Origin of the sequence: Acidisphaera sp. S103, from assembly GCF_009765975.1 — a bacterium.
GTDB lineage: Bacteria > Pseudomonadota > Alphaproteobacteria > Acetobacterales > Acetobacteraceae > Rhodopila.
This window is the reverse complement of record NZ_LMUJ01000031.1, coordinates 273,695-299,427: the sequence shown is the minus strand read 5'-3', so window position 1 is coordinate 299,427 and position 25,733 is coordinate 273,695. Positions and strand designations below refer to the sequence as shown.

Genomic DNA, 25,733 nt, shown 5'->3' with positions numbered 1-25,733 from the left:
GGCCTCGATCCCGGTCCAGGACGGGTGGGCGCTTTCGGTGCCGATGATGCGGATGCCACGCTGCTCCAGCATCTGGAGGAACTGGGCCACGCCTTGCTGTTCGCGCGGGATGGCGCCCAGATCGACCACGACCGGGCGCGAGTCGAAGAAATTCGGCGACCGGTCCATCTGGGCGTCCAGGGCGTTCAGCCAATCGTTCAGCGGGGCTTCAGGCGCCAGCACCAGGGCCATGATGGAGCGGCCACGCAGTCGGATCAGCGGTTTTGTCTCGGATGTTGTCACACTTCCGACCTATCCGCTGACCGCGCGCTGGTCAACGGGAATCCGTGGGGGGTGGCACAAAATACTGTGGATAACCCTTCGCATCGACCGCTAGGTGTTGTGTTTGTGGTTTTCGGGGGCACTATAAGTGGTGGGGGTGGTCGCCATCGGACCGTCCGGATCCAGGCAGCGTGCCTTTATCGCCCGAGTCGAGTCGCGCCGGCCGCGATAATTTTTCTTGGCGGCCTCTGCGTTGAAAACCCCAGGCGTGAAGCCAGACCGGGCTCTCTTTTGGGGCGCCGGCGGCTACCGATCGTGTTCGCTCATAGTCTGCCTGTAACGCAGAGAACGCCGGGCGGGGCGCAAAGCGCTCCGAGATTGACTTTGGCGACCTTTGGCCAAGGGTAATGGCAACAATTCCCGAATCACACGCACCACTTCGTCACGATGAATGACGCTGCCCTGATCGCGTTCGTTTGGGGGCCATTCGAAGTGATAAATATCGGCGGTCCCTCCCGCCCGTGCGGTCAGGACGGATAGGGTCTTGCCATCGGAGAGGCCTCCGCCAGTGCGGCTTGCCGATCCGGCCGGGACGTGAAAACATCGGTGTCAAAGCTGGAGAAGCACGCCCATGATCGAAGAAATCCGTGATATCGCGACCCGCGCCGGCGCGATGGAGACGTTTATCGTGCACCCCGAACGGAATGGTTCGCATCCGGTTGTTTTTCTGCTGATGGATGCCCCTGGAATCCGCGAAGAACTCTACGATATGGCTCGGCGGCTGGGTACCTTCGGCTATTATGTCGTGCTGCCCAATTTGTACTATCGTGCGGGGAAAGATACGAAATACGGCCCTGATGTTACCACCAAGGGCAGCGCCGAGCAGGCCCGGATGCGTGCCGTCCGCACCAAGATGACGATTCCGCCGGTGATGGAGGATTTCGCCGACATGCTGGCCTTCGTCGATACGCAGCCGGCGGCGAAGAAAGGTCCTGTGGGAACGCATGGTTATTGCATGAGCGGGCCATACTCGCTGGCCGCGGCTGCCCGGTTTCCCGATCGTGTTGCCGCAGCGGCGTCGTTCTATGGCACGTGGCTGGTCAGCGAGAATGAGGAAAGTCCGCATCTGACACTGGCGAAAGCCAAGGGAGAACTTTATATCGGCTGTGCCGAACATGACGAACTGGCGCCGTTGCCGATGGTCGCCGAGCTGAAGGGCCTGTTCGACAAATCCGGTAATAGCGGGGAACTGGAAATGTACCCCGAAGTGCATCACGGTTTCGCTTTTCCGCAACGCTGGTGCTACGATAAAGCAGCCGCGGAACGGCATTGGGAACGGTTGATCGCGCTGTATCGGCGGCGCCTCGGGTAGTTCCACGATGACCGACATGGAACTGTGGAATCATTGCGAGAACCCTTATCCGTTCGTTCCGGCGGAGGTGTTGGACGCGGCTGAATCCGTCCGTGCCAGCCTGCCGAACAAATACTGCGAGCCGGACATCGCGGCCCAGTTGTATGATGAGGTGTTCGACGAATATCAGCTTTGTGACGATATCGGCCTGAATATCGTCACGAACGAGCATCACTCCGGTATCAACAATCTGTGGGCCGCCAGCCCGGTGATCACCGGCATCGTTGCCCGTTTGACGAAAAAAGTCCGTATCCTGTCGCTGGGGACCCTGGTCACCGTGCGCCCCGATCCGGTGCGTGTGGCCACGGAATACGCAACGATCGATGTTATCTCCCGCGGGCGGCTCGATATTGGCTTTGTCAAATCGGGCGCAACCGAGATGGTTTCAGGCGATGCCAACCCGATGCGCATCCGGGAACGGGAATGGGAAGCCATCGACCTGATCGAGAAATCCCTGACGTCCCACGATGGTCCGTTCAGTTGGGAGGGGAAGTTCTTCACTCACCCTCACGTGAATGTTTGGCCGCGGCCTTACCAGCAGCCGCGGCCGGAGTTCTGGGCGGCGACCAGCGATATGCCGACCTGCGCGGAACTCGGACGCCGCGGTATCGTCAATACGCTGCTGTTCGGCGGCTATGACCGCACCCGACAGGCGTTCGACACCTATAAGCAGGCTCGCCGCACCGCTGGCTTGCCCGCGCCGGGGGAAGACCGCTTTTCCTATATGGCGTTCTGCTACGTCGGCGACACGGATGAGGAGGCGTTCCGGATCGGTCAGAAAATTCCCTGGTTCCTGACGGTCAGTATCAAAAGCGCGCCGCAGATGTCGAAATTCATGCCCGGCCAGTTGCCGCCGGAGATGACGCCCGGTGCGTGGCGGGCCGGTGCTTCCAAACGCCCGACAAACCTGACGGTGGAGGCATTGATCGCCCAGGGCCAGATGTTCGCCGGCAGTCCTGACACGGTGGTGAAGCAGATCAAGACGTTCCGGGAACGTGTGGGTGGTGTCGGCCGCATCATCATGATGACGCGCCAGGGCCTGGTCACGCACGCCGAAGCGATGAAAAGCTTTCAGCGAGCCGCGAACGACGTATTGCCGCAACTCCGTGATCTGCCGCCGGTCGAACAGCGGGTTGCCGCGGAATGATGCGTCATGAATTGGAGATTTTGCGTGCCGGCGACGAGTCCGCCGATACGCTGCTGCTGATCCACGGGATCAACCCCATCAGTCCGCAGGCGCCGTTCGTGGCGGGACTGGCTCGTACGCGCTATGTCGTCGCGCCGTCGCATCCGGGTTTTGGCGCCTCGCCGCTGCCGGCTGATTTCGATACGATGTATGACCTGGTGAACCTTTACCTGGACGTACTGGACAATCTGCCGGGTGACGACATTGCTGTGTGCGGCTTTGGTTTTGGCGGTTGGATCGCGGCGGAGCTTGCCGTTGCCGGACACAATCGGCTGCGGCGGCTGATCCTGGTGGACCCGGTCGGGATCAAGATCGGCGGACGGGAGGAGCGGGATATCGTCCACATGTTCAATACGAACCCGGTGGAGTTGAACCGTCTCGCCTGGCACGATCCGGCGCGGCGTCCGGCGGGCATTTACGGGCTGGGGTGGCAGGCGACGATCAGCGATACCATGACGGACGCGGAGATGGTTTCACTGGCGCGCAACTGGGATTCACTGTGCCTTTTCGCCTGGCGGCCACATATGTTCAACCCGCAACTGCGGCACTGGCTGCATCGGATCAGCGTTCCCGCGTTGGTGCTGTGGGGAGAGAGCGACCGTATCGTTACGCCATCATATGGCCGTGGTTTCGCCGAGCTGATTCCGGGTGCGGTGTTTGAAACGGTGACGGAGGCGGGCCACCACCCGGAATTGGAGCAGCCGGGCGCTTTCGTCGCCAGTGTAGAACGGTTTTTGTCATGATCTTTATTGTCCGGATCGCCGCCGAACGGGTGCCGCCGTTGGACGTCAAGATGGTCCGGCAGACGCCGGCGATCGTGCCGGACGGTGCCGGATTGGTGGATTTCTTCTGCCTCGGCGACCCCGAGGCGGCGAAGGCCGCGGGCTGGCCGATCGTGCCGGTGCATGACGGCTGGTATACCGACGACGCTTCCGGCGGGATGGCGATCTGGGGGCAGGGATTGTTCTGGGAACTGCGAAGCACGCCGTTCACGGTGGTGGAAGCCTGTGGACCGGAGGCATGGCCGGCGGAGGCGAAACATGACGCCGGTGGCGAGGTCAATGTGCGGCAGGCGATTTTCCGGGGGTAGGCCACCCGGCCGTTGCTGCTCTCAATGGGCATCGGCCGGGGTGACTTTCGGCGCTGCCACCTTGCGCATGGCAGGCACCAGCAGGGTCGCGACGATGAAGGCCAACATGATCGCGCGGAAGGCGTCGGCGAAGGCCAGCGTCGAGGCCTCGCGGTAGGCCAGGTGCCAGAGTTGTTCGAGCGCGGCCTGGTGCCCGATGTCCGGGCCGCCCGGCAATGCCGCGTAGAGGTTGGTCATGCCCCGCACGAAGCGGTCCATCGACAGGTTGGCTGGCGTCAGGTGCGCCGCGATGCGCTGAAAGTGCAGGTTGGTTTGATCGTTGACGATCGCCGCACTGACGGCGATTCCAACGGCGCCGCCGAGGTTGCGCATCATGTTGAATAGCCCGCTGGCATATTTCAGCCGCTCCGGCGGCAGGCTGCCGAGGCCCAGATTGACACCCGGTGCCACCGCGAAGACCTGGGGAAAGCCGCGCAGGATCTGCGGCAACAGCAACTCGGCCGAACCCCAGTCATGGGTGATGAAGCTGTAGGTCCACATTGACAGGGCGAAGCAGCCAAGCCCGAACATCATCAACCAGCGCGTGTCGAACCGGCGCGCCAGCACGATATAGACCGGCGTTCCCAGCAGCGATGCGACGCCGGTAGAGAAGATCGCGATCCCGGTCTGCCATGCGCTGAAGCCGCGCACATACCCCAGGAACAGCGGCGTGAGGTAGATTGTCGTAAAGATGCCGACGCCGGTGATGAAGGACAACGCGCAGCCGATGGCGAAATTGCGGTTGCCCAGGGCGCGCAGATCCACCACGGGATTGCGGTAGGTCAGGCTGCGGGCAGCAAACAGCAGCAGCGTCACGCCGGCAATCCAGGCCGTTGTGGTGATCGTGGAGTCGCTGAACCAGTTCCAGCGCGTTCCCTCCTCCAGGGTGTATTCCAGGGTGCCGAGGCCGATCGCCATCAGCACAATGCCAGGATAATCCGCCCCACGCAGCAGCGACAGGTCCGGCTCATCGATGCGGACAAGCATCGGCACCAGGATGGTGATGGCAATCCCCGGCAGCAGGTTGATGTAGAACAGCCAATGCCAATTCAGCGAATCGGTGATCCAGCCGCCGATCACCGGGCCAAGCGTCGGCGCGATCGAGGCGATGGTGCCGATGACGGCGGCCGAATAGACCCGGCGCTGACCTTGGAAGAAGTAAAACGAGGAGGTGAACACCGTCGGGATCATCGAGGCGCCGAGCAGCCCCTGCAGGGCGCGGAACAGGATCATGCTCTGGATGTTCCAGGCCAGCCCGCACAACATGCTCGCGGCGGTAAATCCGGCCGCCGAAAGAGTGAACAGCCAGCGGGTGGAGAACACCCGCGTCAGCCAGCCGGACAGCGGGATCATGATGATCTCGGCGATCAGGTAGGCGGTCTGCACCCAACTAATCTCATCCTGCGCGGCGGACAATCCGCCGCCGATGTCCTGCAACGAGGATGCAACGATCTGAATATCCAGCAGCGCAATGAACATGCCGAGGCACATCACCACAAAGGGTAGTAGCGACGGCTGTTTTGCAGCGGGTTGGGTCATGGCGCGACCCGCCGATCTGTTGTTACGGCGACCGCCTGCGGGCTGGACCGCGTATCTACTCGCGTGGTGGTCGAAAGCCCCGGCCGCAGCATGCGAAGGTCGACGTCGTCGGCGTCGAGCAGGACGCGGACGGGCACACGCTGCACGATCTTGGTGAAGTTGCCGGTTGCGTTCTCGGCCGGGATCACGCTGAAGACCGCACCGGTCCCGGGCGCCACGCTGGCGACATGGCCATGGAAGACATGGTCGGGCAGCACGTCGGCAACCACCGAGGCGGAGTCGCCGTCGACCATGTGGGTCAACTGGTCCTCCTTGAAGTTGGCATCCACCCACAGCCCGTGGCTGGGGCTGACCGACAGCAGGTACGCACCGGCCGTCACATAGGCACCAACCTGAGCCGCCCGATTGCCGACATAGCCATCGATCGGCGCTCGTATTTCGGTGTAGCCGAGGTTGAGCTGCGCGGTGTGCAGATCGGATTGCGACTGCAGCAGATTCGCCTCGGCCTCGGCAATATCGGCCTCCAGCACCTTGAGTTGCTGACGGCCGGCATCCAGCGCCGCGGACGCGGCGAGTACGGTGTTGCGGGCCTGCTGCTCGAGCGATGAGGTGCGCTGCGCATCCTGGCGAGAGCCCGCGGCGGTCGAGGCCAGGGTGCGGTAACGGTCCGCATCCTGGACGGAGAAATTGAGCTGCGCCTGTTTGCTGGCGAGGTCGGCTTCCTGCTGGCGGATGGTGGATTGCTGCAGGACGTACTGGGCGCGCAATCCGTCCAGGGATGAGCGCCGCGCGTCGACGGCGGCGGCCGCATGGTCAAGCGCCGCCTGGAAGTCGCGGGGGTCCAGCCGGATGAGCACCTGGCCGGCCTGAACCGGCTGGTTGTCCTTCACCAGCACCTCGGCCACGAAGCCGCTGACGTGCGGGGCAAGGGAGGTGACGTTGCCGCCGACATAGGCATCGTCGGTGGTTTCGATAAACCGCCCCGTGGTCCACCAGTCGTGGCCATACCAGGCGCCCCCGGCCAGTATCGCCATAGCGACGCCGGCGAGGGCCAGCCGCTTCATGGGCAAGCGTTTGGTGGTCCGGATCGCAGGGCCTTGCGGCGGGGCGGGAATGGCCTCTCGGGCCACGACCGAACTAGACATGGGTGCCTCCTGTGGGTCGCGCGGCGCGGTGGATTGCTGGGATCGTGGAATGCGTGGTGGGCAGGGCGTGGCGCCTGTGCGTGTCATCGTTGGCGGCGGGACCCGGCGCGGTGCGGAACGCCGGCGCCTTCAAGGGACGCAGGCTGGTGCGATCCATCAGAACCGGGTCGGCCAGCGTGCCAGTCTCCGCGTCCACGATCACGACGCTCGGGCCTTCGGGGGCGAGATGGCGGTTGCCCCAGGCGAGCAACGCCCAAAGCACCGGGCGAAAATCGCGGCCGCGGTCGGTGAGCCGGTATTCGTCACGCGGCGGGTGGTCACTGTAGCGGTGTTTCTCAAACATCCCGGCCTCGACCAGCGCGACGAGGCGGCGGGTCAGGATGTTGGGGGCGATGCCAAGGCTTTTTTGGAATTGATCGAAGCGGGTTGCCCCGAGATAGGCGTCGCGCAGGATGAGGATGCTCCACCATTCGCCGACGCGGTCCAGGCTGCGGGCGATCGGGCATTGCAGGGTCTCAAAGCTTGTGCGGCGCATGGTCGACGGCCTTCGCTATCATCGTGCAAGCTATATAGCAGTCGATTGCATTATGCAAGTCTATTTTGTCGCGAGATCGGCTGGGGTCAGGCTGGTGGTGGAGGCGGGCGCCGATGCGCGCGCCTCGGAGACCGGCGCAGCTACGGCTGAGCCTTCATTTGCCGTTCAAGATTGGTGGGCTGGCAAACTGTCGCCGTCATGGCCGGACTTGTTCCGGCCATCTTCACACCGGCGGACGAAGCGCGGATGGCCGGGACACGTCCGGCCATGACGAGAGAGGGGTGTCCGGCCATGGCGGATGGGCCGCGACCCGTCCGGCCAAACAACTCTCCGTCGACCGCTTATTCCGATGGCGATGGGGTCAAGCCTGACCAGTTTTAGGAGAGTGTCCCCTCACCCCACCTTGATCAGGCCGGATGCCGACATCCGTTCGTGCGATTGCCGCATGCCCTCACCCACGGCCAGTGCCGCCGCCAGGGCGCGCCGTCCCACCGCGGCATCGACCAGAACCGGCGCGCCATCCAGCACCGATGCCGCGAACGCCGCGTGTTCGGCGGCCAGCGAGTCGTGATCGTCCCATGACACGTCCTCGATCCCGAAACCGGCCACGCCGGGCACGGGTTGCTGGCCGGGCGGCAAGCGGCCGTCGCTCCCCGGTGCGCGGGCGATGACGGTCAGCTTCCTCGCCGCGAAATCCGCTGCCATGTATGAATTTTGGGCGAAAATGCGCATCCGGCGTTCGGTTCGCGGGGAAATCCGGCTGGCGGTGATGGTTGCCACGGCGCCGTTGCGGAATCTCAACCTGGCGTTGGCGATGTCCTCGAACTGGCTGGCGACGGGGGCGCCGACGGCATCGACACTCTCGATCTCGCTGTCGATCAGCGCGAGGACCAGGTCGAGGTCGTGGATCATCAAGTCCAGGATGACGGACACATCGGTGCCGCGCGGCTTGAACGGCGCGATGCGGGTGGCCTCGATATACAGCGGTGCGCCGATCCTGCCCGCCATTGCCTGGTAGGCGGCGGAAAACCGCTCCAGATGGCCGACCTGCAGGACAAGGCCGCGTTCCTTCGCCAGGGCGCCGAGTTCATCCGCCTGCGCCAATGTAGCGGCGATCGGCTTTTCGACCAGGACGTGCTTGCCGGCTCGCAGTGCCCGGGCCGCCAGCGCGTAATGCGCCTCGGCCGGGGCGGCAACGATCACCGCGTCGGAGGCGGCCAGCAGATCTTCGTATGACAACTCCTGCGTGCCGGCTTCCCAGCCGACCGTCTTCGCACGCTCCTGGTCCGGATCGTGGATTCCGGTCAGTTTAGCGCGGGTGGAGGCGGCGACCTTCAGCGCGTGATAGCGGCCGAAATGGCCGGCACCGGCGATACCAACCCGCAGTATGGACTCCGGCATAGCAAACCTCGGCTGCGAAAGATGATGTGTGGTGGATGATCTGGCTGACCAGACATCCAATGCGTCACGGTCCTGTCAAGGGGTATCCGCATGGCGCATAGGGCTATCGCGGTTGATGCCGCTCGCCCCGATCGGAAGCAGGCGCGGTAAATCGCTGGAACGCACGGTCGTCCTGTGCTGAATCAGCCCCGCGGCGGCATAAGGAACCTGGCACGTGCGTATAACGATGATTGGCGGCGGCTATGTCGGCCTGGTGTCCGGCGCTTGCTTCGCGGAATTCGGCACCGAGGTGACGGTCGTGGAGACCGACGCCCCCAAGCTTGCCGCGCTGCGCGAAGGGCGGATGCCGATCTACGAGCCGGGGCTGGAACAGCTTGTGCGGGAAAACGTCAAGGCGGGGCGGCTGGCCTTCACCGGCGATCTGGCCGCGGCGGTCGACGGGACCGAGGCGGTGTTCATCGCTGTCGGCACCCCAACACGGCGCGGCGACGGGCATGCCGACCTGACCTATGTCTATGCCGCGGCGGAACAGGTCGCCAAGGCGTTAACCGGCTACGCGGTGATCGTCACCAAATCGACCGTTCCCGTTGGCACCGGCCGCCGCATCCAGGAGATCGTTCGCGCCGTCCGTCCCGACCTGGATTTCGACGTCGCTTCGAACCCGGAATTCCTGCGTGAGGGGAACGCGATCGGCGATTTCATGCGGCCGGATCGCGTGGTGATCGGCGCCCTGACGGATCGCGCGAAGGAGGTGATGCGCCGGCTGTACCGGCCGCTGTACCTGATTGAGGCGCCGATCGTCTTCACTGCCATCGAGACCGCCGAATTGACGAAATATGCCGCCAACGCTTTCCTGGCGATGAAGGTCACGTTCATCAACGAGATAGCCGATTTGTGCGAGAAAGTCGGTGCCGACGTGCATGACGTGGCGCGCGGAATCGGCCTGGACGGCCGCATCGGACGCAAATTCCTGCATCCCGGCCCCGGCTACGGCGGATCGTGCTTCCCCAAGGACACGCTGGCACTGGTCCGCACCGCGCAGGATTACGGCGCCCCGTCCCGCCTGGTGGAGGCCACCGTTGCGGTCAATGATGCGCGGAAGTCGAGCATGGCGATGCGTGTCATCTCGGCCTGCGGCGGATCGGTACGGGGCAAGACCGTGGCCGTGCTGGGGCTGACCTTCAAGCCGGAGACCGATGACATGCGCGATTCGCCGTCGCTGTCGATCGTTTCTCGATTGGCCGGCGACGGCGCGATTATTCGCGCCTTCGACCCCGAGGGGATGGAGCAGGCTCGGCCTTTGCTGCCGGAGGGCGTGCGGTATTGCGCAGATGCGCTGGATGCCGTGGCGGGGGCGGATGCTCTGGTGCTGATAACGGAATGGAACGAATTCCGAGCGCTGGCGCCGATGCGGCTGAGGGATGCGATGCGAGGGCGGGTGATGGTCGATTTGCGCAACGTCTATGATCCGGTGGCGATGCGGGAGGCTGGGTTCGAGTATCACGGCATCGGCCGGCCGGCCATCTGATGCCTGATGCGACGCGCGAGTCGGCCTTCGACCTGCTGACGGCGGTCCTGGAACGGCACCGTCCGCTGGAGGAAGCGTTGACCGCGCTTCCGGCACAGGATTCGCGGGATCGTGCGGCGGGGCACCGGCTGGCCGCGGCGGTGTTGCGGCGGATGGGGACGCTGGATGCGGTGCTGGAGCCGTTTCTGCGCAAGGAGCCTCCCGAACCGGTTCGTAACGTTTTGCGTATTGGCGCAGCGGGTCTGCTGCTGCTGGACACGCCGGTGCATGCGGCGGTGGGGACCGCCGTCGATCTGGCCAAGCGGCGTGGATTGGCGCCGTTCGCCGGGCTGATCAACGCCGTATTGCGCAAGGTCGCGGTGGCGGGACCGGACGCGCTGGAGGACCTGGATGCGCCTCGGCTGGACACGCCCGCGTGGTTGTGGACCGCCTGGGGTGCGTCGGCGCGTGCCATCGCCACGGCGCATCAGATCGAGGCACCGCTGGATGTCACGCTGAAACCAGGGATGCCTGTGCCGGAGGGGGGCGTTTTGCTGCCGACCGGGTCGGTCCGCTTTCCGGCCGGGACTCGCGTTGCTGATATTCCGGGGTTTGAGGCAGGCGATCTGTGGGTGCAGGACGCCGCTGCCGCGCTGCCCGCTGGGTTGCTGGGGGTACAGCCGGGGGAGCGGGTCGCCGATTTGTGCGCCGCGCCGGGAGGCAAGACGGCGCAGTTGGTTGCCGCCGGGGCGGTGGTGACGGCGGTTGAGCGGGATGCCACTCGTATTGAGCGGCTGACCGAGAATTTGCGGCGGTGGGGGCTGTCGGCGGAGGTGGTCAATGCCGATGCCGTAGAGTGGAGCCCGCCCGGGTTATTCGACGCCGTGCTGCTGGATGCGCCGTGCAGCGCCACCGGGACAATCCGGCGGCATCCGGATGTGGGCCGGATCAAGCGGCCGAGGGATGTGCAGACAGTTGTGCAGGCGCAGGACAAGCTGCTGGAGGCCGCCGCGCGGATGCTGCGGCCAGGGGGGCGGTTGGTCTATGCGGTGTGCTCGTTGCAGTACGAGGAAGGTGCGCCCCGGGTTGCCGCCGCTGTTGCGCGGGGTGGGTTGCGGCATGATCCGTTCCGGACGGAGGAATTGGCTGGGTTGCCGGAGGGTTTGACGAAGGAGGGCTTTCTGCGCACCAATCCTGGCCTCTGGCGAGACCGTGGCGGGATGGACGGGTTCTTTGCGGCGCGGTTGGTCAAGGATTGATCGGCTACGGTGTCACGCCCGAGCCTGGAATGGTCGCCCTAGCATCGCCGGGCGGTGGAGCCGGATGAGTCGGGCGTCGCGGGAGATCAGGACCAGCACGACGACGGTGCCGATATAGGGCAGCGCCGACAGCAGTGCCGATGGCACCGGCACCCCCAGTGCCTGGACGTACAGCGACAAATACATCAGCGCGCCGAAGAACCATGCCCCGATCAGCAGCCAGAATGGCCGCCATGCGGAGAACGTGACAAGCGCTACTGCCACCCAGCCTCGTCCAGCCGTCATGTCCTGCGCCCATAGCGGGGTGTAGGCCAGCGACATGTATGCGCCCGCCAAGCCGGCCAAGGCGCCGCCGAATGCCACGGCGGCGTAACGGATGGGAATGACCGGATAGCCCAGCGCGTGGGCGGCGTCGTGGGAGTCACCGACGGCTCGCAGGATCAGGCCCAGGTGGGTGGACCGGATGCACCAGGCCACGGCGGCCAGGATCGCCAGCGACAGATAGACCAGGATGTCGTGGCCAAACACCACTGGCCCCAGCACCGGGATATCCGACAGCAGCGGGATATGGATTTTCGGCAGTGTGGGTGCCGGAATCCCGACATAGCCGACGCCGACGAGGGCGCTGAAGCCTCGGCCGAAAATGGTCAGGGCGAGGCCGGTTGCGGTCTGGTTGGCTTGCAGTGTTAGCGAAATGACCGCGAACAGCAGCGACAACGCGACTCCGGCCAGGAGTGCGGCCAGGACGCCCAGTGAGGTGATGCCCGTTACATTGGCGGTGGCGAAACCGGCGATGGCGCCGGCCAGCATCATGCCCTCGACGCCAAGGTTCAGCACGCCGACCTTCTCCACCACCAGTTCTCCTGTGGCGGCCAACAGAAGGGGGGTGGCGGCGGCGATGGTGCTGACGAGAAACGCAACCAGCAGGGTGGTCATCGGGCGGGTATCCATCTGATCCGGTTCAGCAACAGGAGGTCGCAGCCCAGCAGATAGAACAGCAGGATACCCTGGAAGATGCCGGTCACCGCGTTCGGCAGCCCCAGATTGATCTGTGCCGCGTCGCCGCCGAGGTAGGTCAGGGCCAGCAGCAGGCCGGCCGGAATGACCGCCAGCGGGTTCAACCGGCCCAGAAACGCCACGATGATGGCGGTGAAGCCGTAGCCCGGCGACAGGTTGGTGGTGAGTTGCCCGAGTGTGCCGGTTGCCTCCAGCAGGCCGGCGACTCCGGCGAGGCCGCCGCTGATCAGCATGGCGATCCAGACCAGGCGGTTCTCGCTGAAACCGGCGAACTTTGCCGCCCTTGTCGCCTGGCCCAGGACACGGAACCGGTAGCCCAGAAGGGTTTTCTCCAGCATGAACCACAGGGCGACGGCGATCAGCGGTGCCAGCAGGATGCCGATATGGACGTTGGTGTCGGCGATCAGCCGGGGTGCGAGGGCGTTGTCGGAGAACAGGGCGGTTTGCGGGAAGCCGAACCCCTGGGGGTCCCGCCAGGGGCCGGTGACGAGATATACCAGGAGATATTGAGTGATGTAGGCGAACATCAGGCTGGTCAGGATCTCGTTGGCGTTGAAGCGGATGCGCAGCCAGGCCACCAGCCCGCCGTTCAGCATGCCGCCGATCGCGCCCGCGATCATCATGGCCGGGAACAGAACCCAGGGGGTTACGTCCGGACATGCCAGCGCAACCCCGCCTCCGCAGATGGCACCCAGTGTGAACTGGCCGTCGGTTCCGATGTTCCAGACGTTGGCCCGGTATGCCAGCGACAGTCCGACTCCCATCATGATCAGTGGTGCGGCTTTCACGACCAGTGCCTGGATGCCGTCTTGCTGCAGGAGAGGGGCGATGAGGAAGGTGTAGACGGTCAGTCCGGGAGGGCGACCCATGGCGGCGAAAATCAGGCTTGAGGTGACGCCTGTCAGCAGCAGCGCCAGGACGGGGGCGGCGTAGCGCCAGAATTTCGATTCGGTGCCGCGGGGTTCGATTTTAGGCACGGGGGCGGGTCATCGTTGGTTTCGCGTTTTGGGTTTGAGGGCACCCGCGATCGGGGATTTTGCCGTGGCCGACGCTGAAAGACGTGGGTGGCTGGGCTAGGCCCAGCCATGACACGGGGGGCATGGGTTTGGCCATGACGCAAATACAATGGCGACGATCTGCCGGGCTATCGCGCAGTGGCCATCTCCTCGAGCGTGGCGGTGCGGCCGCCCATGAGGCGCCCGATTGATTCGATCGTTGCGTCGCGCATCGGGATCGGCGGCGAAACGTGGCCGCCGGCGATCACGGCGATCCGGTCGGCCAGTGCGAAGATTTCGTCCAGATCCTGCGAGATGATCATGACCGCGGCTCCGGCCTGAGCCAGGGCGACGATGGCTTCGTGGATCGCCAGGGCGGCGCCGGCGTCGACGCCCCAGGTTGGCTGATTGATCACCAGCACCGCCGGATTTTGCAGAATTTCGCGGCCCACAAGGAACTTTTGCAGATTGCCGCCGGAGAGCGATCGCGCCTGCGCGTTTGGGCCGGTGGTGCGGACATCGAACCGTTTGATGATGTTGGTCGCGAACGCCGAGGTTTTTTTCGTGTCGATCGTGCCGAAACGAACCAGCGCCTGCCGGGTGAATCCCGACAGGAAGGCGTTCTGCGACAGGGTCATGGTCGGGACCGCGGCGTGGCCGTTGCGTTCTTCGGGCACGAAGCAAGCATGCAAGCGCCGGCGGTCGTGCGGGCCCATATGACCGGCGGCCACGCCGTCGATCAATACGCTTTCCGGCCGGTCGGCGAGGATTTCGCCCGACAGCGCATCCATCAGCTCGCTTTGGCCGTTGCCGGCGATGCCGGCGATACCCAGGATCTCGCCGCCGGCCAGGGACAGCGAGATGTTTTCCAAGCCCGAACCGAAATAATGGGGCGAACGAATGGTTAGCTTGTCCAGCACCAGCCGGGGCGGTGCCGCCCTGGCGGCGTGCGGCCGTGGCGCCAGCACGTTCAGGGGCATGTTGATCATGATTTCCGCCAGTTCCTTGACGGATTTTTCCGCCGGCGCGCAGGTGCCGACGGTCCTGCCCAGCCGCATGATGGTGGCATGGGAACACAGCGACCGCACTTCCTGCAGCTTGTGGCTGATATAGAGGATCGAGCAGCCCTCGGCCGCCAGCCGGCGCAGCGTCACGAACAGTTTCTGGACCTCGGACGGCGTCAGGACGGAGGTCGGTTCGTCCATGATCAGAAGTTTGGGATTTTGCAGCAGGCAGCGGACAATTTCGATGCGCTGGCGTTCGCCGACGGACAGGTCGTGCACCATACGGGCGGGGTCGAGCGGCAGGCCATATTCGTTGGAAATGCGAACGATCCGGTCTCGCAGTCCGATGCGGTCGTTGGCGCTGGCCAGGCCGAGGGCAATGTTCTCGGTGACCGTCAGCGCCTCGAACAGGGAGAAATGCTGGAACACCATGCCGATACCCAGGCGCTGGGCATGGCGGGGGTTCTGGATGGCGACTTTTCGGCCTTCCCAGACGATCTCACCAGCGTCGGGCTTCACCACGCCGTAGATGGTTTTCACCAGCGTGCTTTTGCCGGCGCCGTTTTCACCCAGCAGCGCGTGGATCTGGTTACGTTCGACGGTGAGCGAAACATGATCGTTCGCCAGGCAGCCGGGGTACTGCTTGGTCATTCCGGTCATGGTCAGCAGCGGGCCTGGTGGCGTTGGATCGGGCATGACTCACTCGCTGTCGGACGGCGGCGTTCGCGTCAGGTCAGCCTGCCTTCGACACCTTGGGCGAGCCACTGCATTTTGGACAGCGCGTCGTCATCCATCGTGGTGCCGGCGGCCACCTGCACCTTGCCGGACTGGTCCGCGATCGGGCCGGTGAACACCTTGTTCTTGCCGGAGGCGATGTCGGCGACAGTGGCTGCGGCCAACGCGGCAACATCGGCGGGCATGTTGGCGAACGGCGACATGACCAGCATGCCACTGTCGAAACCGCCCCAGGTGTCGGTGCTTTTCCAAGTGCCCGACAGCGCGTCCTGGATGCGTTTCACGTAGTATGGCGCCCAGACGTCGGTACTGGCGGTCAGTTCGGTGGCCGGGGCGAATTTCGCCATGTCGGTGGACTGGCCGAAGGCCTTGACGCCTCGGCTGGCGGCCGCCTGCAACGGCGCCGGCGAGTCGGTGTGCTGGGTGATAATGTCGCAGCCCTGGTCGATCAGTGCCTTGGCCGCCTCACCTTCCTTCGGCGGCTCGTACCAGGAATTGATCAGCACGAACTTCATCCTCGCCGCCGGGTTGACCGACCGCATGCCCAGCATGAAGGCGTTGATGCCCTGCACCACTTCCGGCACCGGCACCGATCCGACATAGCCGGCGAGACCGGCCTTGCTGAGCTTGCCGGCGATCACGCCCTGCACGTACCGTCCCTGGTAGAACCGGATATTGTAGGTGGCGACGTTGGCCGAACGCTTGTAGCCGGTCGCGTGCTCAAAGAAGACCTTGGGGTGTTTCCTGGCGGCGTTCACCACGTAGTTCATGTAGTCGAACGAGGTAGCGAAGATCAGCTTGTTGCCCTGGTTCGCCAGGTCGTTCAGCACTTTTTCGGAATCCGGGCCGTCGGGCACGTTCTCCACGAAGGTGGTCTTGATTGTGTCGCCGAAGTGTTCGGCCGCCGTCTTGCGCGCGACGTCGTGCTGGTAGGTCCAGCCGAAATCACCGACGGGGCCGAGGTAGATGAAGCCGACTTGCAGCGGTTCGGCCGCTGAGGCGGGTGCGATCAGGGCGGGCAACGTCGAGGCGGCCGCGCCGGCGCCGATCAGCCGGGTGAATTGACGTCGTAGCATGGCGAACTCCGTGATCCTGGTGGCCGATTGTGACGAAACGCGTTTTTCCCGCCGCTGCGTGTTGGCGCGTTGTCATGTTTCCCGTGCTTTTTTCTCTCTCTCACGGAACTGTGAGAGTGTGCAACGCATGTGCCGTCGGCGATCATCAAAATCCGTGGCAGGACTTGCCTCATTAGTACCTCGGCACAGTGATTTTGACCGGTTGAACGAAGGCGGAACAAATCTGCCAATGGCCGGGGCACATATCCCGACGGACTGGTTCGAATCTTTGCAAGGATCGATTTCAAAGAGTCGAAATCACTGTGCAGAGGTACTAGACGATTTCCGTCGGGACTACCGGACGAAGGCGCATGTGACGGTCGCGGATGCGCTTGTGACGTTCATTGTTGGCCATGTTCCGAACGCATGGGGGGCCAGTTCGACTGGTCATTTGTCAGCCGGAGCAGAGCAAGAATTTGAAAATCTCCGGAAATAGCGAGCGTCCAAGGCGGCTACTCCCACCTGGGCGTTGCCACTGACTTCTGTTGCCCCCGAGGCATCGTTGGTAATCGAGATGAACCAGCCTTTGGGGATGTTCGGGAACGATCGTATCGCGCCAGCCGATGCCTTGAGGTCAAAACGATTGCTGCAACTTCACCCATGTTCCAGTAGCCAGATGACTATGGGCACAAGAGTTCCAATCAGTAGGCCGGTTGATACCGCCTTTCGAATTGGCGTTTTCCAAAACATTCGAAATCCCCCGAACAGAAAGCAGAATACTGTCCAGTAGAATGCCATATAATCCCATCGTTGCCATGAAAATACCAGTAAGGCCGCCCAAAATGGAGCACTGACACACCCCAACAATAACGGGTACAAGTGGTTATTCTGAAGTTTTTGGGCCAAATGGTTCAATGCGATGTCCCGGGTCCGTTGGCGCAACACCTGCGATCCCACCTTAAATGAACGACTTGAGACCGTTGTGTCCTTTTTGAACTGCTTGCAAGGCATCTCCGATGCGACGCTGCTGGCCCAATCCCAGTTGCAATCCCAAAAGCCAAGCGACCAGCCATATAATATCTGAACAGTGGATTTTGGCCGAGTATTTTAAGTGCGTCTTTCGCAATATTATATGTCGCTTAAGGATATCGTGTCGTTGCGATTTCCACATGGTGCACGCCCGCGATTCTTTGTCGAAATCTTGGAATTTTTGTGAGCCGAGAAGCCCTGTTCCTCGGGCCGCCTGATGAACAGCGTTCTCTACTCCGACAATCACCGAACAGGCGCCATTTACGAATGGCGTTGGCTTTCGGAGCTACCCCATTCCACACCACGTCCGCTTCATTAACCGTTGCGCCCCGAACCGAACGGCTTGGAGCGACTTTGTTGATCGACTCATTTTCGGCGTCTGCAGGATGGCTTATCCCATTGGATATGGTGTCGTAATGTTCTTCCACAGATCTACCGGGCAACGGTGGAGCAATGCTAACATGATCGCCTTAGGTTTCGGCCGCGACGTCTGAATGCTTCCTGAAATCGCCCGTCCTGCGAACCGGTGCGAGAGGCTGCATCCCGTACGCAGCCGGCAAAGTGGTTGTGTCGGACCGTTTCGGGTGGGCGTCAGCCTCGGGGGGTCGCGTGGAACGCTGCCGCGCATGCGCCAAAGCCTCAGCCCCGCCCTCCTGCTCCGTATCCAGCACCGCCGTCACGTTCGGCGTAGTGCCGTTGCCCAGGATACCGCTGGGCAGGTCGGGCTGCTCACCCACCACCACCGGGACAGTGATGGTCTCGGCAAACCCCGCCTCAGCCAGCGCCGCGCTGGCGTCCTCACCCTCATGGACCAACACCGCTCGGATCGAGACCCGGTTGTGTGCCGGCACCTTGTCCAACGGGCTATCACTCATGTTGCCAAACCTATAAGTTCTCTATGTGTTCTTATCGTATTTCGTCATTTTTGGCAAGCAGTATCGTCGATCCGCTTGCGGCACCCCGTTGACGCTGCGTCACGACCACCCGTAGATCGGTCCTCCAAAGCAATGCCGCCGAAGCGCGGTTCCGTATCCGGAAGCGGTTCCGGACCTCGCTGCATGGCAAGCATGTGATCTGACTCGACATACCCGATCGTTACGGGTTCATGGACCGGGCGCTCGTGACGCTGCTGCAAGCGCGGCTCGCCCGCCACCTGCCACCACTGGCCTGACAGGCATCACCGCAACGGCAGGAACAGATCGGTCACAGCCTCATGCTCCGGCACGTCCGGAAAAAAGCTGATGCGCTGGCAATACTGGGGGAAGTCGCGCGTTTCTTCGCCACTGGCAGGCAGCCAGTCGCGGTAAAGAAAATTCGCCGGCGCCGACAGATCGTCGCTCGACCCGACGACCCGCAGCACGGCACAGCGTCCAGCCGGGATCACACCGGCCTTCACACCATGATCGCCGAACGAAACAGGCCGAACAGTGCCGGCACAGAGATCGATGTGGAAATCCTCCGGCTCCTCAGGGTCCGGATCGTGAAAGACGGTAAAGGTCGCGCTGACCTTCGGAACCAATCCCGACAGCTTGCGCCAGGCGATGAAGCGTTGGATCGTCTGACCCAACCTGGCCGGGTCGCCCCGATGTTCCATCAGCGCCACCGGGGTCGCTGCCACATCGATGATTGTTACGTCATTGCCGGTATAGGTCTTCATTTGGATTGTCCTTGCCGCGTTGAGTGGCCCGAAGGCCGCGAGCCACGGCTCCCAATCGGGAGATATCCGAAACGCCGACGGCGATTGCCCCAGGCACTGCCTGAACGCTCGGGCGAACGCCTCCGGGGCGTCATAGCCGGCATCCATCGCGATGTCCGTGATGGTGTCCCCGTCGCGGAACGCCAGCCTAAACGACGCCCGTTTCATGCGCATGAGCCGGACGTAGCGATGCGCGGACACACCAAAGGTCGCGGTGAACTGCCGGTGGAAGTGATGCTTGGAAAAGGCGGCAACGCCGCTCAACGTGTTCAGCGCGAGATCGTCGTCCAAATGCTGGTCGATATAGTCCAGCACCCGTTGCATTCGGGCATGGTAGCGTTCGAGCGCCGCCTTCGACATGGCATCCTCCGTGGCGCCGCCAAACTAGGCTGACGCGACACAGGCCGCCTGACCGATCTTGCGGACTATCCGCGATGGCTCATCAGTCGGGCTTTGTCCCGCTTCCAGTCACGGTCCTTGATGGCCTCGCGCTTGTCCTGCTTCTGCCGTCCCAGCCCAACCCCCAGCAGCACCTTCGCTCGTCCCTGGTCGTTGAAATGAATCTGCAACGGCACCAGCGTCGCGCCCTGCTTCGCCACGGCGGTCAGAAGCTGCACGATCTGTTTCTTTTTCAGCAGCAATTTGCGCGGCGCCCGCGGCTCGAACCGCGACAGGACGCCGCCCTGGTATTCGGGGATGTAGGAATTGAACAGCCACATCTCCCCTTCCCGCTCGCCGGCCCAGGCCTCGGTCAGCGTTGCGCGGCCGAGGCGCAGCGACTTCACCTCCGGGCCTTTCAGCACCATGCCGGCTTCCATCGTGTCCTTGATGGTATAGTCGTACCGCGCCTTGCGGTTCTGCGCCGCGACGCCGTGGGAGATCATGCCTTTCTTCTTGGCTTCAGCCATGGGGACAGCCACCCACATCCGCTGAGGCCGGCGCGACCATGCCCCCGCGGTCAGGCGTCGACGGCGGGCCTTCGCCCGCCATGACGGGAAAAAATGCGGGTGTCACGCCAACGGCCTCAAGCGGAGTCCTCAGTTCAGCAATCCAACGTCGGTCATGGCTGCCTTCACCCGTTCCCGCGTCGGTCCCATGAGCGGGGCGAGTGGCAAGCGGCAGCGCTCCGAGGTTTTGCCCAGCAGGGACGCCGCGTATTTCACCGGACCCGGGCTGGTTTCGGCGAACAGCGCGTCGTGCAGCGGCACCAGCCGGTTCTGCAGCGCCATGGCTTCGGTCACGCGTCCCTCGGCCCAGGCGGTCTGCATCTGACTGCACAACCGGGGTGCCACGTTCGCCGACACACTGATGCAACCGACACCACCGGCCGCGTTGAACGCCAGCGCGGTGTGATCTTCCCCCGACAACTGGCAGAAATCGTCCCCGCACGCCCGCCGCGTGTGCAATGGGCGCACCAGGTTGGCGGTCGCGTCCTTCACGCCGATGATGTTCCGGTGCTTCGCCAGCCTGGCCATCGTCTCCACGCTCATGTCGACAACCGAGCGGGGGGGGATGTTGTAGATGATGATCGGCAAGTCGACGGCGTCGGCGATGGCGGTGAAGTGCAGGAACATCCCTTCCTGGGTCGGCTTGTTGTAGTATGGCGTGACGATCAGCGCCGCATCGGCGCCCGCTTCCTTGGCGTGGCGCGCCAGGGCGATGGCTTCTTCCGTGCTGTTCGATCCGGCACCGGCGATCACCGGCACGCGGCCGCGGGAGACCTCGATCGCGATCTCCACCACCCGGCGGTGTTCGGCATGGGAAAGCGTTGGGCTTTCGCCGGTGGTGCCGACCGGGACGACACCATGGGTGCCTTCCTTGATCTGCCAGTCCACGAAATCGGCATAGGCTTTCTCGTCGACGGACCCATCTTCCCGCATGGGCGTGATCAACGCGACGAGCGATCCCTTGAACATTTCCCTTCTCCCGAACGGATTTTCTAACGAAGAGGCGGAACCTAGGCGCGGGATGGGTGCGCTGCAAGGCTGAGCTTGATAGAAGGAGGCATGCGTGTCCCGATTCGCTTTGTCCTGACCGGCCTCGCCTTGTTCCTGGCCGGGGGTGCCCGCGCGCAGGGACCCAATCCGTTGGACTACATCAGGGCCGACCGCTGGGCCGACGCGCAGGCGGAAGCCGCTCGGTTCGCCGATCCGGTGGCGGAGAAACTGGTGCTGTATTTCCGTCTTCGCGCACCCGGCGCCGCCACGGCGGCCGAAATCGCCGACTTCATGCAGCGCAACCCGGATTGGCCCGCGCAGGCGATCCTGGAACGCCGCCGTGAGGAGGCCATTGCCTCGGATCCGGACGACGCCGCGGTGCTGGCGCAGTGCACGCCGACGCCGGCACTGGCCGCCGCCATGCTGCGCTGTGCCGACGCCACCGCCAATGCCGGCCACGTCGCGGACGCCGACGCGATTGCCCGCCGAGCGTGGGTCGACTCCATCACCACGGCAAACGATGAGGCGGCGTTCCTTCGCCGGTGGAGTGGCATCGTCACCGCCGACGACCAGTGGGCTCGTTTTCAGCGGCTCGCGTGGCTGTCGGATTCATCGGCCGCCGCTCGCCAGGTGGCCCGCCTCGATCCAGCCTATCAGGCAGCGGCTGAGGCCCGCCTTGCGGCGAAACGCGACGACCCGCGAACCGAGGCGCTGGTGGCCGCACTTCCGCCGGCCTTGCGCGACGACCCCGGCCTGACGCTGGATCGCGCTCGGTCGATGCGCCGCACCGATCACGATGCCGAGGCGGCCGCTTTGCTGATCCGGACACCGGATGCGGGCAACCTGCCGGCGTTCTGGTCGGAACGGAACCTGCTGGCCCGCAAGCTGCTGCGTGAGGGGGACGCCAAGACCGCCTATGCCGTGGTCGTGGCCAATCGCCAGACCGCGGAGGAACCGCGTGCGGACGCGGCATTTCTCGCTGGTTTCATCGCGCTGCGGATGCTGCATGACCCGGCGGCCGCCGCGCGCCATTTTTCGGTGCTGGCCGAATCCCACTCCATCATCACCCAGGGACGTGCGCATTACTGGCTGGGGCGGGCGTTGGCGGCGGAGGGCAAGGATCCGAAGCCGGAATATGAGAAAGCGGCCACCTGGCCGACCACGTTTTATGGTCAGCTCGCCATCCTCGCGCTTGGTGAACGTCCGGCGGTTCGGATCGCCAAATTGCACGACCCGACCTGGACCCGGGACGCCGCGCTGGCGTTTACCGAACACGAGGTTCTGCGCGCCGCCGCCTGGCTGATCGCCTGGGGTGACCCGTCGCGCGCCCGGGTATTCCTGACGCGCATGGACGAACTCGCCCCAATCCCCGCCGAACGCGCCTTGACCGCCACGTTCGCGTTGCAGGCCGGCATGCCGGATGGCGCGGTGTTCGTCGCCCGCCGCATGGGGCGGGACGGGCTGGCGTTGCCGCATGCCGGTTGGCCCACGCCCTACGATCCGGCCGCGCCGCCCGATCCGGCTTTCTCCCTTGCTATCATGCGGCAGGAGAGCAGTTTCGAAATCGGCGCCCTCAGCCCATCGGGGGCGCGTGGGCTGATGCAGTTGATGCCTCCCACGGCGCAGGCGGTGGCCAGGGAACTTGGCATCCAGATCTCGGTCCCGGCGTTGACGATAAACGCGGGGGAAAATATCCGCCTCGGCACGGCCTATCTGCAGGAGATGTTGACGCACTTCGACAACAGCCTGCCGCTGGCCGCCGCTGCCTACAACGCTGGACCGGCGCGCGTGGGACAATGGTTGAATGAGAACGGCGACCCGCGCACCGGTCCGGTCGACATGGTCGATTGGATCGAGCTGATCCCGGTGGGCGAAACCCGCAACTATGTCCAGCGGGTGACCGAGAATGTGGTGATGTACCGCGCCGCTCTGCACGACCCGGCACCGATCCTGACGAACACGCCGTGGACCCGGTAGTCCACCGCATCAGTGCGTGGGACCGGCTGCCGATCCATGTCCGGGAATGGGATGGGGGCGACAGCCTGTCGCCGGTCCTGTGCCTGCCGGGGCTGGTCCGCACCGGCGCGGACTTCGAACTGCTGGCGCCGGCGATCGGTGACGGCCGCCGCGTCGTGGCCATTGATTATGCGGGTAGGGGCGACTCCGGCCGGTCCCGCGATGTCGCGCGCTTTGCGCCGGAGGCTTGCGTTCGGGACGTCATGGATGTCTGCGCCGCCGTTGGCGTCCACCATGCGGTGGTTATCGGCACCAGTTTCGGCGGGCTGCTGGCCATGGGCCTGGCCGCCACCCGCCCGGCCCTGATCCGCGCTGTCGTGCTGAACGATATCGGCCCGGATATCGGTTCGGAGGGCGCCGATTTCGTCCGCGATTTCGTTGGTAATGACCCGGCGCTGGAGAGCCTGGACGCCTGCGCCGCGTTCCTGCGCACCACGCTGCCGCCGATGTCACTGGACGGTGACGCCGCGTGGCGCCGCATGGCGGAACTCACCTACCAGGCGGGATCGGACGGCCGGTTCCATCCGGTCTGGGATACCGCGATCGCGCAACTGCTGAACCGACCCGCCCCGGACTTGTGGCCGTTGTTCGGCGGGCTCGCCAACTTGCCAAGCCTGTTGATTCGCGGCGGCGTCAGCAACATCCTGCTGCCGGCCACCGTGACGCGCATGCAGGACGTCCACCCGGACATGACCGTGGTGACGCTTCCCGGCATAGGCCACGCCCCCATTCTGACGGAGCCACCGGCACTGACCGCCATCCAGACTTTTCTAGCGCAAAACACATGAGGTTGGCGCGCTTCATCGCCGCCGGTTTCGGCACCGGCTATGCGCCGCTGGCTGCCGGGACCGTCGCGTCGGCCGCCGCTGTCGTGACGGGTGCCGGATTCCTGCTGTTATCCCCATGGACGCTTGCATTCATGGCGTTACTTGCAACCATCGGTGGATATCTTTCAGTGAAACGAGCGAACATCGAAGGCGACCCCGGCTGGGTCGTGATCGATGAGTTCGCTGGTCAGTGGATTACCATGCTCGCCCTGGCCCGCCCCACGATTCCGGGCCTTGTCGCCGCCTTCATGCTTTTCCGCCTGTTCGACATCACCAAGTGGGGGCCGGTGGGGTGGGCCGACCGCAGGCATGGCGCGTTCGGCATCATGGCCGACGATGTGATCGCTGGTTTTATCGCGGCGGCGCTGCTGTTGGCGGTGCGGTTTTCGCAACCGGAATGGTTAATGTGACAGTATCAAGACGGAATCGGCCAAAAATTCATCGAATTAGTGCTATCCGGTAGTTTTAACACTTGCGATTCTTGCAGATCAAGGTGTGATATACTGAAACTTCCCGGAAACGCCCCAATGCCCTTGGAGCATATGCAGACGGCAACCGTTCTGCCCGCGATGGAGCGGCGTCAGGCTGGTCAGGCACTTCGCAAGATCGTGCCGCGGAGTTTGCACGCGCATTGGGCACCCTCGGCCACGCGCCGCGATCCGGTGGATATCCTGCTTGAAGCCGGCCGTCACCGCATCGCCAGCCTGTTACCTATACGTTACGACCGTATGCGGGCTTCGCCGTTTGCCTTTTTCCGCGGCGGCGCGGCCATCATGGCGGCCGACCTGGCGGACACGCCGGTGACTGGCCTGTGGGTGCAGGCCTGTGGCGACTGTCATCTGGCGAATTTCGGTACGTTCGCCTCGCCCGAGGGCACGCCGGTCTTCGACGTCAACGATTTCGACGAAACCCTGCCAGCTCCATTCGAGTGGGACCTCAAGCGCCTTGCCGCCAGTTTCGCCGTCGACGCCCAGTCACGTGACCTTGGCGACCGGACCGCACGTCACCTCGCTGGAGCCGTCGTGCAGGCGTACCGGCGGCATATGCACGAACTTGTGCGGCTGGCTCCCCTGGCGTCCTGGCGGTCCCGTGTCGACGTCATCGAGGTGCTGGATGGGGTGGAGGACCCGAGGCTGCGCGACCGTGAGCTGAAGCGGCTGGATACCGCGGTTGAAGCCGGGCATGCTGGCTACCCGAAGCTGATCGAACGGACCAAGGGCCGGTGGCGTATCAAGGAAAAGCCGCCGCTGATCTTCCCGCTGTCCGGGCAGCGCGACGACACGCACGAAATCGTCGCCCGCACGGCGTTCGAATCCTACAAATTGTCGCTGCCGGAGGAACGCCGCATCCTGCTGGATCGTTATGAATTGGCCGATGTCGCGTTCAAGGTGGTCGGTGTGGGCAGTGTGGGCACGTTCTGCGCGATCGGGCTGTTTGTCACACGCGACGACCAGACCCTGCTGCTGCAGCTGAAGGAGGCGCAGCCCTCGGTCCTGGCGCCGTTCGCGGGGCCAAGCGTGTATGCCAATCAAGGTCAGCGGGTGGTCGTGGGGCAGCGCATCATGCAGACAGTGCCCGATCTTTTCCTCGGCTGGACGGAGGATCGCGGCGACGACCAGCAATGCTATATCCGGCAGTTGAAAGACAGTCGCCTGGCGGTGATCGGCGCCGACCTGGCGGAGGGCGCGCTGCCCTATCACGCGACGCTGTGTGGGGTAACGTTGGCCCGTGCCCATGCGCGATCGGGGGATCCGGCTCGTATTGCCGGGTATATCGGCTCCGGCACGGCGTTCGACTCCGCGATTTCCGCCTTTGCGCTCGCTTACGCGGCGCAGAACAAGGCCGACTGGCGGCTATTCGTGGAAGCGATCAAGGCCGGCCAGATCGACGCGCACGGGGCGTAAGGATTGTAAGGTCGGCGATAGGCCGCAAACCCGTTTACACACCCTGGAATGTCACACGCGTGTGCATATGTGACAAAGACATTATCGGTAGTGGACACCGCATCCCGCGCCGTGCCCAAATACCGATAGCCGCTGGGACACCGGT

At 64.1% G+C, this 25,733-nt stretch carries 22 protein-coding genes and 1 pseudogene; 10 read left to right on the top strand and 13 right to left on the bottom strand.

What is annotated here, in order from left to right:
- Positions 1-282: pseudogene (locus tag GSQ89_RS05905) on the bottom strand (septum formation inhibitor MinC); the annotation flags it as partial.
- 610 nt (positions 283-892) lie between these two features.
- Here GSQ89_RS05905 and GSQ89_RS05900 point away from each other — a divergent pair.
- Genes GSQ89_RS05900 through GSQ89_RS05885 form a run of 4 tightly spaced genes read left to right on the top strand, consistent with a single transcriptional unit; the run spans position 893 to position 3,948 of the window.
- A complete protein-coding gene (locus GSQ89_RS05900) occupies positions 893-1,633 on the top strand; it encodes a dienelactone hydrolase family protein (RefSeq protein WP_158922959.1) in 741 nt (246 codons plus the stop codon).
- Positions 1,634-1,640: 7 nt separating this feature from the next.
- Positions 1,641-2,819, top strand: a complete 1,179-nt coding sequence (locus GSQ89_RS05895; protein WP_158922957.1) for an LLM class flavin-dependent oxidoreductase — start codon at positions 1,641-1,643, stop codon at positions 2,817-2,819.
- Positions 2,816-3,601: an alpha/beta fold hydrolase gene (locus tag GSQ89_RS05890; protein ID WP_158922955.1), complete on the top strand. Its 786-nt coding sequence runs from the start codon at positions 2,816-2,818 to the stop codon at positions 3,599-3,601. Before GSQ89_RS05895 ends, GSQ89_RS05890 begins: the two co-directional genes overlap by 4 nt.
- The gene (locus GSQ89_RS05885; protein ID WP_158922953.1) at positions 3,598-3,948 is read left to right on the top strand and encodes a hypothetical protein; all 351 of its coding nucleotides are present in this window, start codon (positions 3,598-3,600) and stop codon (positions 3,946-3,948) included. Before GSQ89_RS05890 ends, GSQ89_RS05885 begins: the two co-directional genes overlap by 4 nt.
- 21 nt (positions 3,949-3,969) lie before the next feature.
- Here GSQ89_RS05885 and GSQ89_RS05880 read toward each other — a convergent pair whose 3' ends face one another.
- The 4 genes from GSQ89_RS05880 to GSQ89_RS05865 form a co-directional block, all read right to left on the bottom strand.
- A complete protein-coding gene (locus GSQ89_RS05880) occupies positions 3,970-5,526 on the bottom strand; it encodes a DHA2 family efflux MFS transporter permease subunit (protein ID WP_158922951.1) in 1,557 nt (518 codons plus the stop codon).
- Entirely contained in the window at positions 5,523-6,671 is a 1,149-nt protein-coding gene (locus tag GSQ89_RS05875) for an HlyD family secretion protein (RefSeq protein ID WP_158922949.1), read from the bottom strand. Before GSQ89_RS05875 ends, GSQ89_RS05880 begins: the two co-directional genes overlap by 4 nt.
- Positions 6,664-7,206, bottom strand: a complete 543-nt coding sequence (locus GSQ89_RS05870; protein WP_158922947.1) for a helix-turn-helix domain-containing protein — start codon at positions 7,204-7,206, stop codon at positions 6,664-6,666. Before GSQ89_RS05870 ends, GSQ89_RS05875 begins: the two co-directional genes overlap by 8 nt.
- Before the next feature lie 393 nt (positions 7,207-7,599).
- Positions 7,600-8,607 carry a Gfo/Idh/MocA family protein gene (locus GSQ89_RS05865; protein WP_158922945.1) on the bottom strand — a complete coding sequence of 336 codons (1,008 nt, stop codon included), beginning with the start codon at positions 8,605-8,607 and terminating at the stop codon, positions 7,600-7,602.
- Positions 8,608-8,821: 214 nt separating this feature from the next.
- Between GSQ89_RS05865 and GSQ89_RS05860 the strand changes: the two genes are divergently transcribed.
- Positions 8,822-10,135: a UDP-glucose/GDP-mannose dehydrogenase family protein gene (locus GSQ89_RS05860; protein WP_158922943.1), complete on the top strand. Its 1,314-nt coding sequence runs from the start codon at positions 8,822-8,824 to the stop codon at positions 10,133-10,135.
- Positions 10,135-11,373 carry an RsmB/NOP family class I SAM-dependent RNA methyltransferase gene (locus GSQ89_RS05855; protein ID WP_158922941.1) on the top strand — a complete coding sequence of 413 codons (1,239 nt, stop codon included), beginning with the start codon at positions 10,135-10,137 and terminating at the stop codon, positions 11,371-11,373. Before GSQ89_RS05860 ends, GSQ89_RS05855 begins: the two co-directional genes overlap by 1 nt.
- A gap of 12 nt (positions 11,374-11,385) precedes the next feature.
- Here GSQ89_RS05855 and GSQ89_RS05850 read toward each other — a convergent pair whose 3' ends face one another.
- The 8 genes from GSQ89_RS05850 to dapA all read right to left on the bottom strand — a co-directional run bounded on the left by GSQ89_RS05850 (position 11,386) and on the right by dapA (position 20,820).
- Complete coding sequence (locus GSQ89_RS05850; RefSeq protein WP_158922940.1) at positions 11,386-12,309, bottom strand: ABC transporter permease; 924 nt, start codon at positions 12,307-12,309, stop codon at positions 11,386-11,388.
- Positions 12,306-13,367, bottom strand: coding sequence for an ABC transporter permease (locus GSQ89_RS05845; protein WP_158922938.1), 1,062 nt, complete (start codon positions 13,365-13,367; stop codon positions 12,306-12,308). Before GSQ89_RS05845 ends, GSQ89_RS05850 begins: the two co-directional genes overlap by 4 nt.
- A gap of 167 nt (positions 13,368-13,534) precedes the next feature.
- A complete protein-coding gene (locus GSQ89_RS05840) occupies positions 13,535-15,085 on the bottom strand; it encodes an ABC transporter ATP-binding protein (RefSeq protein ID WP_158922936.1) in 1,551 nt (516 codons plus the stop codon).
- A gap of 32 nt (positions 15,086-15,117) precedes the next feature.
- Positions 15,118-16,200 (bottom strand): BMP family ABC transporter substrate-binding protein, encoded by a 1,083-nt coding sequence (locus tag GSQ89_RS05835; RefSeq protein WP_158922934.1) that lies wholly within the window; start codon positions 16,198-16,200, stop codon positions 15,118-15,120.
- A gap of 1,478 nt (positions 16,201-17,678) precedes the next feature.
- Positions 17,679-18,083 carry a hypothetical protein gene (locus GSQ89_RS05830; RefSeq protein ID WP_158922932.1) on the bottom strand — a complete coding sequence of 135 codons (405 nt, stop codon included), beginning with the start codon at positions 18,081-18,083 and terminating at the stop codon, positions 17,679-17,681.
- 302 nt (positions 18,084-18,385) lie between these two features.
- Positions 18,386-19,264, bottom strand: coding sequence for a GyrI-like domain-containing protein (locus GSQ89_RS05825; protein ID WP_158922930.1), 879 nt, complete (start codon positions 19,262-19,264; stop codon positions 18,386-18,388).
- Positions 19,265-19,329: 65 nt separating this feature from the next.
- Positions 19,330-19,812, bottom strand: a complete 483-nt coding sequence (gene smpB / locus GSQ89_RS05820) for an SsrA-binding protein SmpB (RefSeq protein ID WP_158922928.1) — start codon at positions 19,810-19,812, stop codon at positions 19,330-19,332.
- 129 nt (positions 19,813-19,941) lie between these two features.
- Positions 19,942-20,820, bottom strand: coding sequence for a 4-hydroxy-tetrahydrodipicolinate synthase (gene dapA, locus GSQ89_RS05815; protein WP_158922926.1), 879 nt, complete (start codon positions 20,818-20,820; stop codon positions 19,942-19,944).
- 90 nt (positions 20,821-20,910) lie between these two features.
- Here dapA and GSQ89_RS05810 point away from each other — a divergent pair, with 90 nt between their 5' ends.
- From GSQ89_RS05810 to GSQ89_RS05795, 4 genes are all read left to right on the top strand, one after another.
- Positions 20,911-22,818, top strand: coding sequence for a lytic transglycosylase domain-containing protein (locus GSQ89_RS05810; RefSeq protein WP_158922924.1), 1,908 nt, complete (start codon positions 20,911-20,913; stop codon positions 22,816-22,818).
- The gene (locus GSQ89_RS05805; protein ID WP_158922922.1) at positions 22,806-23,645 is read left to right on the top strand and encodes an alpha/beta fold hydrolase; all 840 of its coding nucleotides are present in this window, start codon (positions 22,806-22,808) and stop codon (positions 23,643-23,645) included. The genes GSQ89_RS05810 and GSQ89_RS05805 overlap by 13 nt, the downstream gene beginning before the upstream one ends.
- On the top strand, positions 23,642-24,094 hold the full coding sequence (locus GSQ89_RS05800) for a phosphatidylglycerophosphatase A (RefSeq protein WP_158922920.1): 453 nt from the start codon (positions 23,642-23,644) through the stop codon (positions 24,092-24,094). Before GSQ89_RS05805 ends, GSQ89_RS05800 begins: the two co-directional genes overlap by 4 nt.
- Before the next feature lie 117 nt (positions 24,095-24,211).
- The gene (locus GSQ89_RS05795; RefSeq protein WP_158922918.1) at positions 24,212-25,588 is read left to right on the top strand and encodes a DUF2252 domain-containing protein; all 1,377 of its coding nucleotides are present in this window, start codon (positions 24,212-24,214) and stop codon (positions 25,586-25,588) included.
- The last annotated feature ends 145 nt before the right edge of the window (positions 25,589-25,733 follow it).

Bases quoted from the DNA above. Each gene is read 5' to 3' on its own strand.
- GSQ89_RS05900 (WP_158922959.1), top strand. From the start codon at position 893: ATGATCGAAGAAATCCGTGATATCGCGACCCGCGCCGGCGCGATGGAG.
- GSQ89_RS05895 (WP_158922957.1), top strand. From the start codon at position 1,641: ATGACCGACATGGAACTGTGGAATCATTGCGAGAACCCTTATCCGTTC.
- GSQ89_RS05890 (WP_158922955.1), top strand. From the start codon at position 2,816: ATGATGCGTCATGAATTGGAGATTTTGCGTGCCGGCGACGAGTCCGCC.
- GSQ89_RS05885 (WP_158922953.1), top strand. From the start codon at position 3,598: ATGATCTTTATTGTCCGGATCGCCGCCGAACGGGTGCCGCCGTTGGAC.
- GSQ89_RS05880 (WP_158922951.1), bottom strand. From the start codon at position 5,526: ATGACCCAACCCGCTGCAAAACAGCCGTCGCTACTACCCTTTGTGGTG.
- GSQ89_RS05875 (WP_158922949.1), bottom strand. From the start codon at position 6,671: ATGTCTAGTTCGGTCGTGGCCCGAGAGGCCATTCCCGCCCCGCCGCAA.
- GSQ89_RS05870 (WP_158922947.1), bottom strand. From the start codon at position 7,206: ATGCGCCGCACAAGCTTTGAGACCCTGCAATGCCCGATCGCCCGCAGC.
- GSQ89_RS05865 (WP_158922945.1), bottom strand. From the start codon at position 8,607: ATGCCGGAGTCCATACTGCGGGTTGGTATCGCCGGTGCCGGCCATTTC.
- GSQ89_RS05855 (WP_158922941.1), top strand. From the start codon at position 10,135: ATGCCTGATGCGACGCGCGAGTCGGCCTTCGACCTGCTGACGGCGGTC.
- GSQ89_RS05850 (WP_158922940.1), bottom strand. From the start codon at position 12,309: ATGACCACCCTGCTGGTTGCGTTTCTCGTCAGCACCATCGCCGCCGCC.
- GSQ89_RS05840 (WP_158922936.1), bottom strand. From the start codon at position 15,085: ATGCCCGATCCAACGCCACCAGGCCCGCTGCTGACCATGACCGGAATG.
- GSQ89_RS05835 (WP_158922934.1), bottom strand. From the start codon at position 16,200: ATGCTACGACGTCAATTCACCCGGCTGATCGGCGCCGGCGCGGCCGCC.
- GSQ89_RS05830 (WP_158922932.1), bottom strand. From the start codon at position 18,083: ATGAGTGATAGCCCGTTGGACAAGGTGCCGGCACACAACCGGGTCTCG.
- GSQ89_RS05825 (WP_158922930.1), bottom strand. From the start codon at position 19,264: ATGTCGAAGGCGGCGCTCGAACGCTACCATGCCCGAATGCAACGGGTG.
- smpB (WP_158922928.1), bottom strand. From the start codon at position 19,812: ATGGCTGAAGCCAAGAAGAAAGGCATGATCTCCCACGGCGTCGCGGCG.
- dapA (WP_158922926.1), bottom strand. From the start codon at position 20,820: ATGTTCAAGGGATCGCTCGTCGCGTTGATCACGCCCATGCGGGAAGAT.
- GSQ89_RS05810 (WP_158922924.1), top strand. From the start codon at position 20,911: ATGCGTGTCCCGATTCGCTTTGTCCTGACCGGCCTCGCCTTGTTCCTG.
- GSQ89_RS05800 (WP_158922920.1), top strand. From the start codon at position 23,642: ATGAGGTTGGCGCGCTTCATCGCCGCCGGTTTCGGCACCGGCTATGCG.
- GSQ89_RS05795 (WP_158922918.1), top strand. From the start codon at position 24,212: ATGCCCTTGGAGCATATGCAGACGGCAACCGTTCTGCCCGCGATGGAG.